Here is an 18,369-nt window from a genome sequence, read left to right as displayed (position 1 = left end):
ACTAATTTATTTTCGCCAAAAACTCATCCTTGTAGGTTCTACCGATCGGGACAATGGCTTTTTCTTTTAGATAAATTTGATTACCAGCTATCTTTTCAATTTTTCCCGCATGGATCAAATAAGATTTGTGAACTCTAATAAACTGATTCTTATCCAATTGCTCTTCCCAAAACCTTAATGGTTCCGATGACAAGTGTTTTTTTTCAGGCAAGAAAAGCTCGGTATAATCGCCCTCTGATTTTATGTAGAGAATATCATCGACAAGGACTTTTACCAATTCATAACCAGATTTGATAAACAGCTCTTTTCGAAAGTTCGCCTTCTCTTCACTGGGTGAAAAAATGCTTACTTGTTTGTTTTTTACGGGCACTTTGGCAACTGCTTTAACGAAGCGTTGAAACGAAAAAGGTTTCAATAAATAATCGACCACACTAAATTCATAGCTTTCTAAAGCATAGTCAGGGAAAGCAGTAGTCAGGATAACAGCAGGAGCATTGGGTATGGTTTTAAGAAAATCGATCCCTGATATTTTTGGTAGATGAATATCTAAAAACATCAAATCTATCTCTTGCGTCTTTAAAAACTCCATGGTTTGAAGGGCGTCCGTAAAGGTTGCTTTCAGCGTGAGGGTTCCAATATCTTCAATGTATTTTTTGAGGATACGCTGCGCTGGTGGTTGATCTTCTATGATTATACAATTCATCATTAGCTAGCATTATTAAGTTGCAGCGTTAAGATCACTTCAAAGCGATCTGCTGTTTTATTGATCACCAACTCGTGAGCTTGAGGATAAAGTAAGTCCAACCTCTTCTTCACATTTTCTAAACCAATGCCACTGGATAAACTATCGATATTTGATTGAGGATGGTAAGAATTCACACAAGAAAATTTAAGAACCCCACCCTTCAACACGCGGATATCTACTTCTATTGAGATGTTATCCGTTTGGCTGGCAGTACTATGTTTAAAAGCGTTTTCTATAAAAACAATGAGCAACAAAGGTGCTATTTGGTAGCGTTCTTCTATATCCTCTACCGTCAGGCTTACGCTCCCTCTTTCTTCGATCTGTAGCTCGCTGATTTTCATAAAATTCCCAATGTGCTCCATCTCCTTGCTCAAAGGCACATATTCTGCTTTACAGTCGTAGAGCATGTACCTTAATACCGCCGATAATTCCAGGATGATATCGGGTGTTTTTGGAGAGTTCTCAATCGCATGTGCATAGAGGTTATTGAGATTATTGAATAAGAAATGGGGGTTGATTTGGGATTTCAAAAATTGGAGTTCACTTTCTTTAATCGCACCTTGTAATTCTTCTAACTCTCGCTCCTTCCGGAAAGCGTCCCAACCAAAATGGAAACCTACCAATATTGTGACTACGGGAAGAATACTTAACAAGGTGTAAAATACGCCAGGGAAGGTCGTACCTCTGGTTGCTGGAAAATAAATCTGCTCCAAAACCAATTCCTCCATTACCAAGGTGAAAGCAATAATGCCCACTACCGCCAATGCAAAGGTTAAGTACTTTTTTTTGTAAAAAAATCGAGGTAAGAAAATGTAATTAATCACAAAGGCGACTACCGCCAGATTGATAAAAAACACCACCTCCGATTCCTCTATCTGGGGATTCTTTCGATCTATGGCATAAAAGGAAAAAACCAGTAGATGCAGTACTACCTGGAAAGCAATTTCTTTAGCTCTGGAAGCCGATCCTTGTTTTGGCATATTTATCATACTCCTAAAACTACGCATTTCAGATGTACTTCCTGGTGATAATAGCCCAACCGTTCATCTTTACGGCTCAACGACCTCATTGTTCTGCTATCTGTAGAAGTTGCTGTTGACGGGTTCTATCTCGTCGTTCAAAGAATATTTTTCCCTCTTCCTGCAAACGTCCTTTTATTTGTGGTATACATCCATTAAGAAAAAAAATACCCGATGAAATCTATCTTTAAACGCTCCTTTTTTGCGGTCTGCCTGATGCTTGTTGGCGGGCTACTCCACAGTCAAAATGGGGCTATTCTCATCACTGGCAAAGTCCTGGATTACCAAAGTCAATCGCCTATTGAGTTTGCAACCATCATGGTGGGCAATAGCCAGGACAATACCGTACTGACAGGTACCACCACCTTAGAAGACGGTACTTTTTCCATCACTGCTGATACCGATAGCATCTACCTCGAAATTAGTTTTATTGGCTACGTTGCGCAAAGAATTACCGATTTTCAAGTACAATCCAACAAGGTTGACCTAGGAACTGTCTATTTATCCGAAAACAGCCAAACCCTTGAGGAAGTAGTTGTTCTTGCCGAAAAATCGCAGACAGAGTTCAAGTTAGACCGAAGAGTCTTCAATGTCGGCCAGGATTTAAGCAGCAACGGTGCCAGTGCCCTAGAGCTCCTCAATCACGTACCTTCTGTAAATGTCAGTATTGAAGGACAGATCAGCCTCCGGGGCAGCAGCGGCGTACAAATACTCATCAATGGCAAACCCTCCGTTCTGGCCAATGATGAAGGCAGTGCCCTAGGTACCATTACCGCAGATATGATCGACCGGATCGAAGTCATCACCAACCCGTCGGCAAAATACGATGCAGAAGGTACTGCCGGTATCATCAATATTGTTCTTAAAAAAGAAGAGAAAAAAGGCATCAACGGCTCGATATCCGTTAATACAGGTATTCCTGACAACCATAGTATCGGATTGAGCTTAAACCGCCGCACAGAGAAATTTAATCTTTTCAGCCAAATTGGAGTTGGCTACCGGGAATTGCCCCAAAACAACAATACCATCAATCAAGATTTACTTACCGGTACAACTATTCTGAGTACAGGTACCGACTATAGAAATGAAACCTTCTACAATTTTATCCTGGGTACGGACTATCATATCAATTCCCTGAATGTATTAACCCTTTCAGGAAATTTTGCCTACGAAATAGAAGAGCAACCCTCCCTTACCAACTTCCGCCAATTGGCAGGAGATGACCTTCTCGTTTCTGAATGGTACCGGCAAGAAAACACCGAAGCCACCAATCCCAAATGGCAGTATGAACTCCAATACAAAAAAGACTTTGAAGACGATAAAGACCATACTTTCCTTTTTAGCGCATTAGGCAATTTCTTCGGAAAAGACCAATCTTCAGCATTCGAAAATGCGACTATTACGGGTAGTGAAGCACCTAGTAATCAGCAGACTGCAACTGCTTTTAGCGAAACCAAGTATACCTTCCAAGCCGATTACACCAAGCCTTTTTCAGAAAAAGTAACCTTGGAAGTAGGAAGCCAATACGTCATTACTGATGTTGCCAATGACTATGCTGTTTCCAACTTAGTAAATAATGAATGGGTGGAAGATCCGGGCTTAACCAACGTATTCGAGTTCGACCAAAAGGTACTAGGGGTATATAGCACAGGTGCTTACGAAGGAGAACGCTGGGGCGTAAAAGCAGGGTTGCGCATGGAGATGACCGATTTGTCTACGGTACTTACCAATACGGCAGAAAAAAATCAACAAAATTATACCAACCTCTTCCCCAGCTTGCATACTTCTTTTAAAGTTACCGATCGTTTCTCCCTACAGGCTGGCTACTCGAAACGCATTTTCCGTCCCCGCCTATGGGACCTCAACCCATTTTTCAATATCCGCAACAACTTCTCGATCAGAACGGGTAATCCATCCTTGAATCCTGAATTTACGGATGCCTACGAAATCAATAGCATCTACATTTTCGAAAAAGTATCCTTGAATTTAGGAGTTTATCAACGTTACACAACCGATGTCGTTGAGCAGGTTTCTACGTTTGAAAACAATGTAAATACACTCAGGCCCATCAATATCGGCACCAACCGAGCCACTGGTATAGAATTAAATGGGAAGTACAGTCCGAATAAATGGCTCTCGCTGAATGGTGATTTCAACTACAATTACTTCAACCGCCAAGGAGTATTTGAAGACAAAACGTTCGATTTTAGTGCCGACCAGTGGTCATCCAAATTGACGACCAAGATAAAATTCCCGGCAGCGATTGATTTTGAGGTCACTGGCCAGTACAATTCAAAATACCAGACGGTACAACAAGCCGTCAGTGATAACTTCTTCATTGACCTAGGCGTAAGGAAGAAGATCATGAATGGTAAAACAATTCTCAACCTAAGTGTAAGAGATGTTTTTGCCTCCAGAAATCGGGAAAGTGAAATTCTTCAAAACGACTTCTACATTTACAACTTTGGTCAACGAGGACGCTTCATCACCCTGGGCCTTAGCTACGGATTTGGCAAGGGAGAAGCAATGGAGTATTCAGGAGGAAGGAGAAGGTAATTATCGTTAGTTTTGCCTTGTGTTAATGGACACATAGAAAGATACTTAAGGATTTCAAGAGCTTGCGTGGACTTTTTCCTGCTACGAAGTAAAACCTCGTGTCTTTACGAAATCTCCAAAATTACTTTACCTGTATTTTGGTTGGCCTCCATGTAGCGATGAGCATCAGCCACCTGCTCCCAAGGGTAGACACTATCCACGATGGGGAGCAGGTGGCCTTGGGTAAAGGCTGCCCAATATTTTTGCTGTAGATCAGCGGTCAACTGGGCTTTGTAGGCTTTAGACCTTGAACGCAGCGTTGAGCCCATGATGTGGATGCGTTTACGCAAAATAGCCGCCAGGTTTACAGCGTCTTCTGTATTAGGCCCACCCAAAAACGCAAGCATGACCATACGGCTATCCAATCCTAATGCTGCCAAATTGGGCGCAAAATTTGGTCCGCCGACAAAGTCGATCAAAACATCAACCCCTTCCCCATTGGTGATTTCTTTTACCCTTTGGCTGAAATCTTCGTTTTTGTAATCGATGGTATGCATTGCCCCCAGGGTACGACAAAATTCGTGTTTCTCTTTGGATGCGGTGATGATGATTTCACCAGCGTCCATAAGGCGAGCCAATTGGATCGCTGCGGTACCTACCCCACTACCGCCGGCGTGGATCAGTACCCGTTCACCTGCTTGTAGTAGGGCCAACCAATCCAAGGCTTGAAAAGCCGTCAGGAATACTTCCGGGATGGCCGCTGCCTGGGTAAAGGACAAGCCTTCCGGGATCGGCAAGACCAAAGATGCGGGTAAAACGGCCTGCTCAGCGTATCCGCCACCTGGCAATAATCCGCATACATGATCACCTTTCTGGAAACCACTGACATTTTCGCCCCAAGCCATTACCCTTCCAGCCATTTCCAAGCCCAGGATGGTACTTTCTCCGGGCGGTGGTGGGTATTTCCCTTCTCTTTGCAGTATATCCGCCCGGTTCAGGGCCGTGGCGGCCACCGCTACCAATACCTCGTCTGGACCAGGAACGGGAGCTTCCGTTTCACCGATGTACAAATTTTCCGGTCCTCCAAACTGATCAAACAGGATCGCTTTCATAGGTAGATTTTTCTGGTAGGTTTAATAATGACTCAGTGGTCGGCTATTGCGACTTCAATTTATCGTCATCCCATTTTTTCGGATTATTTATTATGTATGCGGCAATGCGATGGTAGGTATTTTCATTGCGAATGATATGTTCCCAATAATTTCGTTGCCATAATTTCCCATTGAACGGTTGCCAACCTAAGGTTTTTACCCCACGTATATATTCATTAGTGGTCATTGTTTTAAACCATTGCACCACCCGATGTAGGGGCGAACCTATGTGTTCGCCCAATGTCTGTTCACCCAATATCTGTTCGTCCAATGTGTTATCATCCGTAATTCCATTGTTACCATCCGTAATGGTATTCGGGCAGACACGCAGGTCTGCCCCTACGGGGGGACCGACGTTTTCGATGATGCAATGGAAATGGTTGGGCATGGTGATCATTTCATGGCACCGGATATCGGGGAATTTGTTTTCCAATTCATCATACCATTTTGCAATCATTTTTCCGGCATCGTTCAATATCATTTCTCCATCTATGATTTCACCAAACAAACAGGCGCGGTTTTGGGTGCAAATGGTAATAAAATACAAGCCTGCCTGCGAATAATCATACCCTTTTAAACGGATGGATCGGCGACGGTGTTTTTGCGGGTTATATGCCATGATTATTGGGAGATTGGGGCCATCCTGTCTGATTGCCGCTGTGGTCTGATTATTTTGTATTTGATGCTTCATCAGGAAAGGTTAACAACATCTCCCGGTAATACTCATGTGGTTTCACGTCTGGTACTTCAGCCATCCCGAGAAGTATCTCCAGTCTCCAACTTACTCCAGGGAGCTTCGTGCCGGGCAGAAGGCCAAAAGTAAATGATTGCTGCGAGAATAAATAATACTGACAAGAGAGAACCTTCGATACCAAAATCACCTCCTGTCAACCATTCCGGTCCGCTTATTTCAAGGTGGAGGAGTCGGTAAGTATCCATTCCGCTGACGGCAAACCCGAGTACAGTACTTTGCAAAAAATTCCAAATAGCATGCATGGCAAAAGGTGCCCAGATATTTTGAGTGTAAAGGTAGAGTTGTCCCATAAGTAATCCGCCCAGGACAATCTCCAAACCAGCAATCCAGGTAAAAGCGTTGTTTCCTACGTGTAGTAGGCCAAACACCAGGGCAGTCACGATCAGCCCTGGCCAGGCACCAAAATAGCGATGAAGTTGATTTTGTAAAAAGGAACGCATAATCACTTCCTCAGCCAGCGGTTGAATCAAAAAAAACAAGCACCACCCCGCAAAGGCTCTTGGCAAAAAAATTACCTGTGTAATCTTAACCCATCCTCCTGAATAAAGGACCAGAAAGCACACCACTATGATGCTTCCTCCCACCAATAGCCCTGTTTGTAAGCTGGTGACCATTCTGACCGTGGTGAAGCCTAGTGCTGACCAGCCCTGCTTCGTTTGGGCGTAAGCTAAGAGATAAGCTGCGGTTAGCGCACTGACGAGTACGACGGTCCAACCCCAAATTAAACCAGGTAATTCTTCCTCCCACAAATGGCTTTGCAGCAATTGCTCCCCTACTAGCTCTAACAACAGGCCCGTCAGTAGGCCGAGCAGTACAAAGGCGACCAATTGGAGAATAAGAAAGAGCAGCTTTTGCCACCAAGGCAGCTGCCGGGAGGATAATTCCATCATTATGCGGTTTAACCTTTGCTTTACTCAACTGAGCAACGCTCCGCATAAAGGTATAAGATAAAAAGTAGATTACGGTACCGCTACAGCTTGATTCAGCGTACGACAATTCCAAACGGGATCGTAGGCCTTATTTTCATTTTGGTAGTAACACACCTGGGTTTGCGTCGCTTGACGGAGATACAAGGGATTATTAGCGTAAGTCTGCCCAGTAGTATATTCCCCACGATGAATCAAGGTCAGTTGCTGGCCATCCCAGGCCACCAAAGCCTTATCAATTCCCGTAAGGCATCCAGCGGTAAAAATACTGGATTCAAAAACAATGGTCTGGTCGCTGGTATTGAAGTCAAAAATCCGCAGGAGACTACTTGCACCACAGTCTTCAAATAGACAAATACCATCCAATTCAAGTGCCTGGATTAACTTCCCGTTCTGGATAATCTTAAGCATCGCCCGAATATCTTCTGGTGCCTGGCGAGGATTCGTACTTAAACCAAGGGCAATTAGGGATTTAGTGCCCTTTTCTTCCAGATCAAAATACTGCCAGCTTTTGGCTAAAAATCCACCCCAAACGTAGCCGATGTAAACATTGCCATCAGCACTACAGGCTTCCACCTTGAACCATTGTTCACGATAACCATGGTGTTCACTATAGACCGCTTTATCAACAGGAATGGAAAAATTCGTCACGGTTTGCCCCAAGGCCAATGTACCCAAGGTGCGACTATTGGTCTGAGGAAGCTGTTTTACTGGTGTATTTTCTACAAAGGAGATCAGCTGAGTGCCGTCCAAATAAAAATCCGGGGTTTGGCTGTATTGGTGGAACCACTCGTAATAATCGCGGTATTCTTCACCAGTGTATCGAACCTGTGCCAATAAGAGGGTACTAGCACATAAAAAAAAGGTAAGGGATGCGAGATAGTTTTTCATAACTAGTGTATTGAGCAATGGGATATTACGTGAACGACTATTTTTACAAAATTATTACTTGAAATTAATTACGAGTCAAGTAGTTCAATTGGATGTTGGTTATTCTTTTAAGTAAGAAAAACGTTACAATGTTCGCTTCGCTCGGCTCTTCAAATGTTAATTTCCGTTCGAGGCAAAACGTTAGTGCAACTTTTCGTTTTTTGGCTCGTCTTTTTTTTGACGCAAAAAATTGAAAAAGGAACACCCTTTGTTTTACTTGTATAAAAAACACCCGACTAGCATGAAATCTCCCCTTCTGTCCTACCTTTTGGTTGTGCTATCTTTTTTTACGCTTTCTGCCCAACAGCATGACTCTATTCCTAAAAGGATATTATTTACGGAAGCTGTAAAAGGAGATGCCCCACAAATTGACGGCAATATCAACGATGCTTGCTGGGAACAAGTAGAATGGAGTGGTAACTATCAACAATTTGAGCCTTATAACAGTGAAGCACCTACACAAGAGACTAAGCTGAAAGTACTATATGATGCCAAAAATCTTTACGTAGCTTACCGCTGCTACGACAACGAGCCTGATAAAATTGAGCGAAGAATGTCTCGCAGAGATGGATTTCCTGGCGACTGGATTGAAATCAATATTGATAGCTATCACGATCTACGCTCTGCATTTTCTTTCACGATCTCTGCTTCAGGCGTAAAAGGCGACGAGTTTGTCTCCAATGACGGCAACAACTGGGACGCGAATTGGAACCCTATTTGGTACGCTAAAACCCAGGTAGATGAGGAAGGTTGGACGGCTGAAGTTAGAATTCCACTCAGCCAATTGCGGTTTGGGGAAGCAGAAGAATATGTATGGGGTATTCAATCAACCCGTCGTTATTTTCGTGAACAAGAGCGAGATACCTGGCAGCCCATTCGGCTGAATGAACCCGGGTGGGTAAGTCGATTTGGAGAGTTGCGTGGCATCAAAGACATAAAACAGCAGCGGCAAGTGGAAATTCAGCCCTATGTTTCTGCGCAGCGATCTTCCTTTACCGCAGAAGAAGGAAACCCCTTCGCTACCGGAGCGGATTCCCGCATAACGGCAGGCCTGGATGGTCGTATCGGCATCACCTCTGATTTGACGCTCGATTTCACCGTCAACCCGGATTTTGGTCAGGTAGAAGCAGATCCAGGTGCACTGAATCTCAACGGGTTTCAAATTTTCTTTAATGAGCGGAGGCCTTTTTTTATCGAAAACCGCAACATCTTTAATTATGCGATCACAGAGGCCGAAGCGGGAGGGAACTTCAATAGTGACCTCTTGTTTTATTCCCGCAGAATTGGCGGCGCTCCACACCGCAACATTTACTCCAACCCAAGTGAAAATTACTATGTTGATCAACCCAACAATACGACCATTTTGGGAGCTGCCAAATTTAGCGGAAAAACAGAAAGTGGCCTTTCTGTCGGCATTCTGGAAAGTATTACCCAAAGAGAGATGGCTACCATTGATGTGCTGGGAGAACGCACCAAAGAAGTGGTCGAACCCCTCACCAATTTTTTCGTAGGGAGAGTTCAACAAGATTTCAGAGGTGGGAATACGGTAGTGGGCGGGATTTTCACCGCAGTCAATCGCGATCTTAATGGGCAACCTGAATTAGCATTTTTACATGAATCGGCCTATTCAGGAGGGCTTGATGTTGTTCATCGCTGGAAAGATAACCAATGGGTAGCTACCGGTAAGCTGCTTTGGAGCCGCGTCAACGGAAGCCCCCAATCAATTCAGTCTACCCAACAAGCTTTTGAACATCTTTTTCAGCGCCCCGACGCTGAGCATCTCGAAGTTGATACTACGGCCAACCATCTAATGGGTACTGGAGGCACTTTTAAAATTGCCAACTACGGTGGTGATTGGATTTTTGAAACCGGCATGACTTGGCGATCTCCAGAACTAGAACTCAATGACATCGGCTTTCTCGTCAATACGGATGAACTCAACTATTTCTTTTGGGGAGCTCGTCGGTGGACAAAACCCAACAAGACATTCCGCCGCTTCCAATGGAATTACAACCATTGGAGCCGCTGGGATTTTTCCGGCAAGAACCTGTACCGAGCCGTCAACACTAATGCTCACCAGCAATGGGCCAATTTTTGGTCTTCCGGCGGAGGCATCACCTACGAAAACCTTGATATTTCAAAAAATGCACTCCGTGGAGGCCCCCTACTCCGGCGTCCAAATGGTTTTGGTATCAATGCTTATCTGAATACCGATTCTCGCAAAAAAGTACAATTTGGGCTCAACACTTTCCAAGGCCTCACCAAACACAACATTGTAAGAGTGCAAAGCTATGGTGGTTATATACAATTGCAGCCCACCAATGCCATGAGCATCAGTATCAGCCCTTCCTTCGATCGGTACCAACGTCAGGAACAATACGTTACCCAGTTGGAATTTGAAGGAGAAAAAAGGTACATCAATGCGAATGTCGACCAGCAAACAATCAGTATAACAGCACGTCTAAATTACAATATCACACCCGATCTAACCATCCAGTACTATGGTCAGCCTTTCATCTCAAGGGGACGTTACCAAGATTTCAATAAGATAACGGACAATCCACTCGGTAAGACTTTTGCGGATCGGTTCGCCCTTTTTGAGACCGTCTCCTACGATGTCGAAAACCAATTTTACCTCGTCGATGACAATAACGACCAAGCCTTTGATTACACTTTTGACAATCCTGATTTCAGCTATATCCAATTTCGCTCCAACCTCGTGCTCCGCTGGGAATACGTCCCTGGTTCAGAGCTTTTCCTGGTTTGGTCTCAAGGAGCTAATGCCGCTGGTGATCCCAGCCGTGGCCTAACCAGAAGTCTGTCGGACAACCTATTTGGAGACAATGCCAGAAATGTGTTTTTGGTGAAGGCAACGTATCGGTTTTTGAGGTAGGGGTGCTCACCCGACGAAGGGTCGGGATCACGGGAGTGCTCATTCCGAATTCTCGGAATTCACGGGGGTGCTCGCTTCGCTCGCGGTTTTTCAAATGTTCCCTCGGGGTTATTCCCAAATTTAAGGTGTATTACCTAACCTGACCGCGAGTGTAACGAGCACCACCACGAACCCAACGAAAGGTCGGGAGAGTCCCACCGCGAGTGAAGCGAGCACTAACCGCGATTCCGTGTAACGGAAGAGCACAACTGCGATTCCGTGCAACGGAAGAGCACCACCGTGAGCGAAGCGAGCACAAAAGCCCCCCCATACCCTACCGTTCCATAAATACAGACAGTCCCCCCCTGCATGGTTGGAAATAAAAGCTTAACTTTAGTATCCCAAAAGCGACCTTCCATGAACATCCCTACACACAAATTAGCCCTTGTGGGCTTGGTATTATTTTTTCTACCTCATCTCGTCAGTGCTCTTCCGGTCAATTGGTTAGCCCCCGATTTGGAACGTGCGCAAGCGCAGGCACAACAGGAAGACAAACTTTTCATCCTCTATTTTACGGCAGATTGGTGTTTACCTTGTCAATGGATGCAACAGCATACTTTCCAGGATGATGAATTGTTGGACTACCTGCATGCTCACATCCTTACCGTTAAAGTAGACCTCAACCAGGCGCAAGCCAAAGTATTACAGCACCAGTTTGAAGTGGAGGCTATTCCAAGCATTCTCGTGTTTGCTCCCAATGGAAAATTGCTTGACCGCAATACGGCCAGTATGGAAGCCCGACCTTTACTGAGATGGTTAAAAAAACTGGACAAGCCCACCAACCATCTTCGTGCAACCTTACCTTTAATTGATCAGCAAACTGCTCTGGATGCCCCACAGGCAGAAATAGCTTTCAGCCGACCTGCTTTAATTCCTGAAGAAGAAGCACCTGCTTTACTGTCTAATGCCACCTATCAAGAAGAAAACACGTCTTCTCCGATGTTGGTATTAAGTGGAGAACCATTGGCAGCAGTGCAACCTGGATTTGCTCCACGTTCAGGATTAAGTTATGGTATTCAGTTGAAAAATGTACTTGTAGACTACCCTACCGCCGTCAGGATGGTAACAGAAATTGAACGAAAGTACGAACAAAGCACAGAATTAAAACCCAATGGCGAGGGCTTGTTTTTCCTAGTGCTAGGCAACTTCCCAACGACCGGGAAAGCCCGCCAGTTTTTAGTTTTCTTGCAGCGTAATGACCGGGAAGGAGAGATTGTCCCTCTGGTAAATAATTAGCTGCGCTACGCTGATTTTCAACTTTAACACAAATATTGGCCCAAGAGATTGTAATTTTGCGGCCGTGCAAGACGTTTGGAACTTGTCGTATGCCCGCCATAAGGTCTCTTACCAGCTTTTTCGGGCAACATAAGCCAAACAAACCGTATCTGTTGAGCAGAGATACTACTACATTTATCTCTATTTGCTTTTGGCAGTCATCTGCAAAGAAAAAATTCAAAACGGAACCATGAACAGGATCCTTACTAGTTTAGTCATCCTTATTTTTACCGTAATTACGGTACAGGCCCAAACCCCGGACCAAGTCGTACTCACTAGAACCGTCTCCACTGGAGAAGCTCGGATGTGTACCTCTGATGCCGGTTCCATCAATTCTTTTGGGCCGCTCATTGGTCAGACCAATGATATTACACCAGACACCATTTACCTCTGTCTGGGAGATACCCTCTTTATTGATCACAATGATGATCAAGACCTGAGTGGCGATCCCAATATGTTAACTCCTGGGGGAATAGGTTATGCCTTTTTCAACTGTCTGCCCACCACTACAGGGCCAGATACAGCGGCCATCAAAAATGACCCCTGTACTTTAGATGATGGTAATGCGACCTACGGTTTCTACGTCTACACCGGCAATACGCTTAGTGGTGATGTTCCGTTTTTCAACGACGGGAACCTACAGAATGCATTCAATGGAGGAGCGCCAGCCATCTACTACTTTGCTCCCATTACTTTTGATGCCTTGTTTGCTGGTTCATTAGCAGAATACGAAGGAAATCCTGTAGGTGAGTGTGTCAATTTACGCTCGGATCAAGCTTTTGCCGTGGCCTACCTCAATGAAATTGTCATTAGCGAAGTAGCTATGACCGGATGCCAGGGTAGTTTCCGGGTTCGAGGAGGCCTTTCGGAATTAGACAACACCGATTATACGAGTATCCTTATCTACCGGCAAGATGACCCCACGGTAACGGGCTCCGTGATTGGAGGGCCTTTTGACCACGATGATGTGATCAGCTTCACCGTTCCTGGCCCCGGCACTTACGTGATAGAAGTGGAAGACGGTAAGAGTTGTGGCGGATCAGCGACTACCCCAGCCGTTACAGCCTGCGATGCTGTGGTTTTTGGGCTACCGCTGACCAATTTACTCCCCGGTTCTAACGAATGTATCCCGGTGACGGTGGGTAATTTTGTCAACCTTATCTCCGCCCAATTTTCGGTAAACTGGGATCCTACCATCCTTAGTATTTCTGGTGTGCAGGGCTTTAACCCGATGGCACCTGATTTGAATGTAGGTAACTTTGGTTGGCAAAACTTTCCAAGCCCTAACGCCATTCCTGCAGGTGTAATGACTTTCTCTTGGTCGGATAATACTTTTGCTGGTGTTACCCTCCCCGATGATGCGATCTTCTTCGAAATATGTTTCGATGTAATTGGGCAGTTGGACGATTGCTCTCCTTTGGACATTACGGAGAACCCCGTAGCCTTTGAAGTCGTTGATAACAATAGTCAGCAGATTCAATTGATCCCTGATAATGGGAAAGCCCTTGTAACGGACAATCCATTTTTTGTATTGATCCAACAAGACAGCCTTACCTGTCCTTCTTTCGATGATGGCAGTTTCACCGTTACTGTCGATCAAGGTATGGCCCCCTATCAGTTTGTGTGGAATACGGTTCCACTCAGCGGCCCCAACAGCGCACCAGTGGTGATTCCTGCGAATGGTGGTTCGGCTACTGTAAGCAACCTTGCTGCGGGGTCCTACCAGATTACCATCACGGATGCTACCGTTCCTAGCCAGGTGGTCGTCGATACCATCGAAGTGATTGCCGGGCCAGTGCTGGGAATAACCATTCGCGATACGGTGCCTACCTGTTTTGGTTTGAGCGATGGTTCCCTTGCTTTCCTTCCTACTTCCGATGGTTTGCCGATTACCAATCCAGGGCCTGAATATACTTTCAACTGGAGTGTGCCCAATGGGGTAACCAACCCGGGTAATACCTTCTACGTAGACAATATCCGAGCGGGTTCTTACGGAATAACCGTGACCGATCCAGCAGGTTGTCAGGAAATTGCTTTGATTCCTCTTGGTCAGCCGCCCGCTTTGCGCGTACTCGATGCCAATACATTCATCACCGATGCCAGTTGTACCGGAGGGCAGGATGGTGAGATCACCATTACTGCTTCTGGTGGAACAACCGCCAATGGCAATTACACCTTTAACTGGAGTACGGGCCTCAACATCCAAGCTTCCACAACGACCATTATCAACTTAAATCCGGGCCAATACTGTGTCACGGTAACGGATGACAACGGTTGTTCTACCCAAGAATGCTACACGGTGGGTGCTGTCAAGGTGCTTTCATTGAATGAAAACATCACGGATCTTTCCTGTAACGGCGATGCCTCGGGTGCCATTCTCGTAAGTGGTAACACAGCTGGAGCCCCTGCTGATACGCCTTATGCTTTTGCGTGGAGCATGAATGCCCCGGCAGCAACCAATACGCCTACTACAAGTCAGATCACAGGCTTAGTCGCTGGCACCTATGCGGTGACGATGACGGATGCCAGCGCAGCGGGTTGTCAAGTGATAGATACCTTTATCGTTACTCAACCTTTACCTCTGACTGCACAAATCCTCAACTTTACCAACGAAACTTGTGTAGTAGGCAATGATGGCAGTATCACCCTTGGTCTTACTGGCGGTACCGCTCCATATAGCTACAGTTGGTCGCACGATGCCATGTTGATGGATTCTATCGCTACCAACCTTTCCGCAGGGAGCTATACGGTAATCATCACCGATGCCAACATGTGTATGACCCAGATCACTCAGATGATCTCTGCGCCAACGCCACCCACAGTCACCAGTCTAGCTGATGACGCTGTGACTTGTGCCGATGACCAAGACGGTAACTTACTGGTTCAGGTTACACCAGCTCCCGGTACCAGCATCCAGTCGATTGTCTGGAGCACAGGGCAAACTGGCCCCGCTATTACCAACCTTTCCCCTGGTGAGTACATCGTCACTATTACAGCTAACAATGCTTGTGTGACCATTGATACGGCTCTGGTGACAGCACCGGCACCCATTTTACTGGATTCCACCCAGGTTCGTCGTCCGAGTTGCCCGGGAGAATCAGATGGACAGATTTCCGTTTTTGCCAGTGGAGGTACACCTCCCTACAGATATAGCTGGGCACATTTACCCATGCCTACTACCCAGAACCCGATTACCTCTTTGGCAGCAGGTGACTATACGCTGGTTATTTTCGATGCCAACAATTGTAGTAGTGAAACCTTCGTCATCACTGTTGAAGATGCTCCTACCATCAATGTCGTCTTCTCTAACGTTACAGATACCAGCTGTCCTGACGACAACACTTGTGACGCCATGGCTACCGCTACGGCCAGCTATAGTGATGGTTCGCCCGGTGACTTTATTTTCACCTGGAACTCAGGAGAGATGACCAATGGCGGCCTTACTTCCACAGCTGTTCAACTCTGTGAGGGTACCCAAACCCTGAATGTGATTGGTGGCTTATGTGGTGTTGATGTAGAATTCACCATCGATGCCCCTGCCCCCATCGTAGTTGGTACTGAAATTTCTCCTGTCAGCTGTAATGGTGATGCCGATGGCAGCATTACCATCGATCCGATGGGAGGAACAGGGCCTTACTCCTTTTTCTGGGTGGAAACCAGCGAAACAACAGCTAACATCAATAACCTGAGTGCGGGCCCTTATACGGCGGTCATCACCGATGCCAACATGTGTACCTTTACCCAAACGGTGGTGGTAGACCAGCCGGCAGTATTAACGCTAGCTATTGATCAGGTAACCACAACGGATCAAGTGACTTGTGCCGGCGACACCGATGGCGTAATCGCCGTAACGGCTACTGGCGGCAACGTCAATCCAGCCAACCCTTACCAGTATGTATGGAACAATAATGCCGTTGGAGCGATCAACGCCAACCTTGCGGCGGGCACTTATTCCGTAACGGTAACGGACTTTAAAGGCTGTACTGATGACCTGAGCTTCACTATTGGTGAACCTGACCCATTGGTCTTCTCTCTTGAGCCGATTGAACCGCCACTCTGTTTTGGTGACCCTACCTTTATTGTTATTGACACCGTGTTTGGTGGGGCCAATAATCCTTTTGAAGAATATACCTTCATGGTGGATAACAACGGTCTCAACTTTCCGGTACTACAACCCGCTACCGTTTTTGCTGGTGACCATATCGTTACGGTAGAAGATATCAATGGATGTACCGAAGAGTTGGAGATAACCATCGTTTCTCCAGGGCAAATCCAGATTATTATGGACTCGCCCATTGTGGTAGAACTAGGTGATAGCACCGTACAGTTACTCCCGACGATTACTCCCGGCGGCATCTACAATTACCAATGGACCCCTGCTGAATTTCTGAGCTCTGATACCATTCGCAATCCATTTGTCTTTCCTGAGCGTAGCTTGGAATACACCCTCACCGTGGTGAATGAAAATGGTTGTACGGCATCAGAGACCGTTTTTGTAGAACTGGATGCGAACCGCAACGTCTACATTCCTAATATTTTCAGTCCTAACGGAGACGGACGCAATGATGAGTTTGCGGTATTTGCCTGTTTGGGAGTAAGAACCATTACCTCGGCTCGCTTGTTCGACCGCTGGGGTGGCCTCCTGTACGAAGCTACCCTGCTAGAACCTGCCTGCCTAAATGGCACCAAACTATGGGATGGCAGCAAAAATGGGGAGACCATGCAGCCAGGAGTATACGTTTACGTAATCGAAATCGAATTTCTTGATGGTGTTGTACTGACCTATCGCGGTGATGTGACACTGATAAAATAGTATTGTAAAAAATCAACAACTACCAACAAGCGTTCCTTTCCTTTATTGGAGAGGAGCGCTTGTTGGTTTAATAAGGAACTATTATGTAATTTCACCCGTTCACTAACCGATTTAAAGTTATTCCGAAAGTGCATACCCTACGCGGTGCTTTTGGTCAACGCTGATCTCAACCTCCAACTATCCCCCAATGAACGAATTGTTAAAAAACTACAACTCACACGGTAATTTCTTAAGAGAAAAGTACTTTATCCAGGCTTTTGATTGCCTTCCTTCTAAGCATTTTTTAGAATTACAACTGGATGATAAGGAGGAAAACCTGAAAACCCTGCTGGAGCTCCTACACGCATCCGAACGAAAATTGGAACTCATTTTCAAGATATGGAAAAATCAGGATGAAGAAGAAACCGAAGAAAAAGGGGATTTTCCTCGTCAGCATTTTTTCAAAAGTGCAAGTGATGATTTTTGCATTTGGATCTCACTGGATTACGAAAGGCTTTACATTGAAGCACTTTATAACCATCTCGACCAAAAGCTAGAAACGTGGATCAGAGGGTATTTTGAAGAAATCAAGCGTAAATTTAGCCAAAAGAAAACCGCCGTTTTCAAGGTATTGTCTAAAAGTGGCTTTGATTACTATACCGAAGACATCAGCATCAGTGAAATTACCTTAGATATAAATGCGCACTATAATGACGACTTTTTGCCTATTCACGAAGTTATTCAAGCATCTCTAAATGTTGATAGTTCCGGGCTCATTTTGCTACACGGAGCACCAGGAACTGGCAAGACGTCTTATATCAAGTACCTGCTGAGCAAGCAGGGCAAGCGCAATTTTATTTTTATTCCTAATGACTTCGTTAGCGAATTGCTGCAGCCCAACTTTGTCTCTTTTTTGATCAGTAATAAAAATTCCATTCTGGTCATTGAAGATGCAGAAAAGGTCATCATTTCTCGTGACAGCAACAGTGAAAACTCTGTGGTTTCTACGATTCTTCAACTTACGGATGGTCTGTTCAGTGACTTTCTCAATATCAAGATCATCTGTACCTTCAATACAAGCATCGACAAGGTCGACAAGGCTTTGCTGCGAAAAGGACGAATGATTGCTTATTATGAGTTTAAGGCTTTGACAAGCAATAAAGCCAATACCTTACTCAGTGCACTTGGCCATGAGACAGGCAACAAAGCGATGACCCTCGCAGAAATCTTTAATATTGACAAAATAGACTTCGAACGTAATACCATGTCAAATGCTATTGGATTCAAAAAGTAGCACCAATAGCGATCAT

11 protein-coding genes are annotated in these 18,369 nt (G+C 45.3%); 5 read left to right on the top strand and 6 right to left on the bottom strand.

Going from position 1 to position 18,369, the window contains the following annotated elements:
* Position 1 precedes the first annotated feature (1 nt).
* Positions 2–706 (bottom strand): LytR/AlgR family response regulator transcription factor, encoded by a 705-nt coding sequence (locus AB0L18_RS17705; protein ID WP_367388641.1) that lies wholly within the window; start codon positions 704–706, stop codon positions 2–4.
* Positions 706–1,725, bottom strand: a complete 1,020-nt coding sequence (locus tag AB0L18_RS17700; protein ID WP_367388640.1) for a sensor histidine kinase — start codon at positions 1,723–1,725, stop codon at positions 706–708. The genes AB0L18_RS17705 and AB0L18_RS17700 overlap by 1 nt, the downstream gene beginning before the upstream one ends.
* Before the next feature lie 213 nt (positions 1,726–1,938).
* On the opposite strand from AB0L18_RS17700, the gene AB0L18_RS17695 reads away from it, so the two are divergent.
* Positions 1,939–4,320, top strand: a complete 2,382-nt coding sequence (locus tag AB0L18_RS17695; protein ID WP_367388639.1) for a TonB-dependent receptor — start codon at positions 1,939–1,941, stop codon at positions 4,318–4,320.
* 104 nt (positions 4,321–4,424) lie between these two features.
* Here AB0L18_RS17695 and AB0L18_RS17690 read toward each other — a convergent pair whose 3' ends face one another.
* The 4 genes from AB0L18_RS17690 to AB0L18_RS17675 all read right to left on the bottom strand — a co-directional run bounded on the left by AB0L18_RS17690 (position 4,425) and on the right by AB0L18_RS17675 (position 8,021).
* Positions 4,425–5,411, bottom strand: coding sequence for an NAD(P)H-quinone oxidoreductase (locus AB0L18_RS17690; protein ID WP_367388638.1), 987 nt, complete (start codon positions 5,409–5,411; stop codon positions 4,425–4,427).
* Between the two features lie 43 nt (positions 5,412–5,454).
* Entirely contained in the window at positions 5,455–6,141 is a 687-nt protein-coding gene (locus tag AB0L18_RS17685) for a transposase (RefSeq protein ID WP_367388637.1), read from the bottom strand.
* A 56-nt stretch (positions 6,142–6,197) separates the two neighbouring features.
* On the bottom strand, positions 6,198–7,094 hold the full coding sequence (locus tag AB0L18_RS17680; protein ID WP_367388636.1) for a lysostaphin resistance A-like protein: 897 nt from the start codon (positions 7,092–7,094) through the stop codon (positions 6,198–6,200).
* 69 nt (positions 7,095–7,163) lie between these two features.
* Entirely contained in the window at positions 7,164–8,021 is an 858-nt protein-coding gene (locus AB0L18_RS17675) for an SH3 domain-containing protein (RefSeq protein ID WP_367388635.1), read from the bottom strand.
* 280 nt (positions 8,022–8,301) lie between these two features.
* Between AB0L18_RS17675 and AB0L18_RS17670 the strand changes: the two genes are divergently transcribed.
* The 4 genes from AB0L18_RS17670 to AB0L18_RS17655 all read left to right on the top strand — a co-directional run bounded on the left by AB0L18_RS17670 (position 8,302) and on the right by AB0L18_RS17655 (position 18,353).
* A complete protein-coding gene (locus tag AB0L18_RS17670) occupies positions 8,302–10,953 on the top strand; it encodes a DUF5916 domain-containing protein (RefSeq protein WP_367388634.1) in 2,652 nt (883 codons plus the stop codon).
* Between the two features lie 396 nt (positions 10,954–11,349).
* On the top strand, positions 11,350–12,228 hold the full coding sequence (locus AB0L18_RS17665) for a thioredoxin family protein (protein WP_367388633.1): 879 nt from the start codon (positions 11,350–11,352) through the stop codon (positions 12,226–12,228).
* 229 nt (positions 12,229–12,457) lie between these two features.
* Complete coding sequence (locus tag AB0L18_RS17660) at positions 12,458–17,080, top strand: gliding motility-associated C-terminal domain-containing protein (protein ID WP_367388632.1); 4,623 nt, start codon at positions 12,458–12,460, stop codon at positions 17,078–17,080.
* 187 nt (positions 17,081–17,267) lie between these two features.
* The gene (locus AB0L18_RS17655; protein ID WP_367388631.1) at positions 17,268–18,353 is read left to right on the top strand and encodes an ATP-binding protein; all 1,086 of its coding nucleotides are present in this window, start codon (positions 17,268–17,270) and stop codon (positions 18,351–18,353) included.
* Positions 18,354–18,369: the final 16 nt, after the last annotated feature.

Origin of the sequence: Lewinella sp. LCG006 (genome assembly GCF_040784935.1) — a bacterium.
Classification (GTDB): Bacteria; Bacteroidota; Bacteroidia; order Chitinophagales; family Saprospiraceae; genus Lewinella.
This window is presented reverse-complemented; position numbering and strand designations above follow the sequence as displayed.

Bases quoted from the DNA above. Each gene is read 5' to 3' on its own strand.
- AB0L18_RS17705 (WP_367388641.1), bottom strand. From the start codon at position 706: ATGATGAATTGTATAATCATAGAAGATCAACCACCAGCGCAGCGTATC.
- AB0L18_RS17700 (WP_367388640.1), bottom strand. From the start codon at position 1,725: ATGCCAAAACAAGGATCGGCTTCCAGAGCTAAAGAAATTGCTTTCCAG.
- AB0L18_RS17695 (WP_367388639.1), top strand. From the start codon at position 1,939: ATGAAATCTATCTTTAAACGCTCCTTTTTTGCGGTCTGCCTGATGCTT.
- AB0L18_RS17690 (WP_367388638.1), bottom strand. From the start codon at position 5,411: ATGAAAGCGATCCTGTTTGATCAGTTTGGAGGACCGGAAAATTTGTAC.
- AB0L18_RS17685 (WP_367388637.1), bottom strand. From the start codon at position 6,141: ATGAAGCATCAAATACAAAATAATCAGACCACAGCGGCAATCAGACAG.
- AB0L18_RS17680 (WP_367388636.1), bottom strand. From the start codon at position 7,094: ATGATGGAATTATCCTCCCGGCAGCTGCCTTGGTGGCAAAAGCTGCTC.
- AB0L18_RS17675 (WP_367388635.1), bottom strand. From the start codon at position 8,021: ATGAAAAACTATCTCGCATCCCTTACCTTTTTTTTATGTGCTAGTACC.
- AB0L18_RS17670 (WP_367388634.1), top strand. From the start codon at position 8,302: ATGAAATCTCCCCTTCTGTCCTACCTTTTGGTTGTGCTATCTTTTTTT.
- AB0L18_RS17665 (WP_367388633.1), top strand. From the start codon at position 11,350: ATGAACATCCCTACACACAAATTAGCCCTTGTGGGCTTGGTATTATTT.
- AB0L18_RS17660 (WP_367388632.1), top strand. From the start codon at position 12,458: ATGAACAGGATCCTTACTAGTTTAGTCATCCTTATTTTTACCGTAATT.
- AB0L18_RS17655 (WP_367388631.1), top strand. From the start codon at position 17,268: ATGAACGAATTGTTAAAAAACTACAACTCACACGGTAATTTCTTAAGA.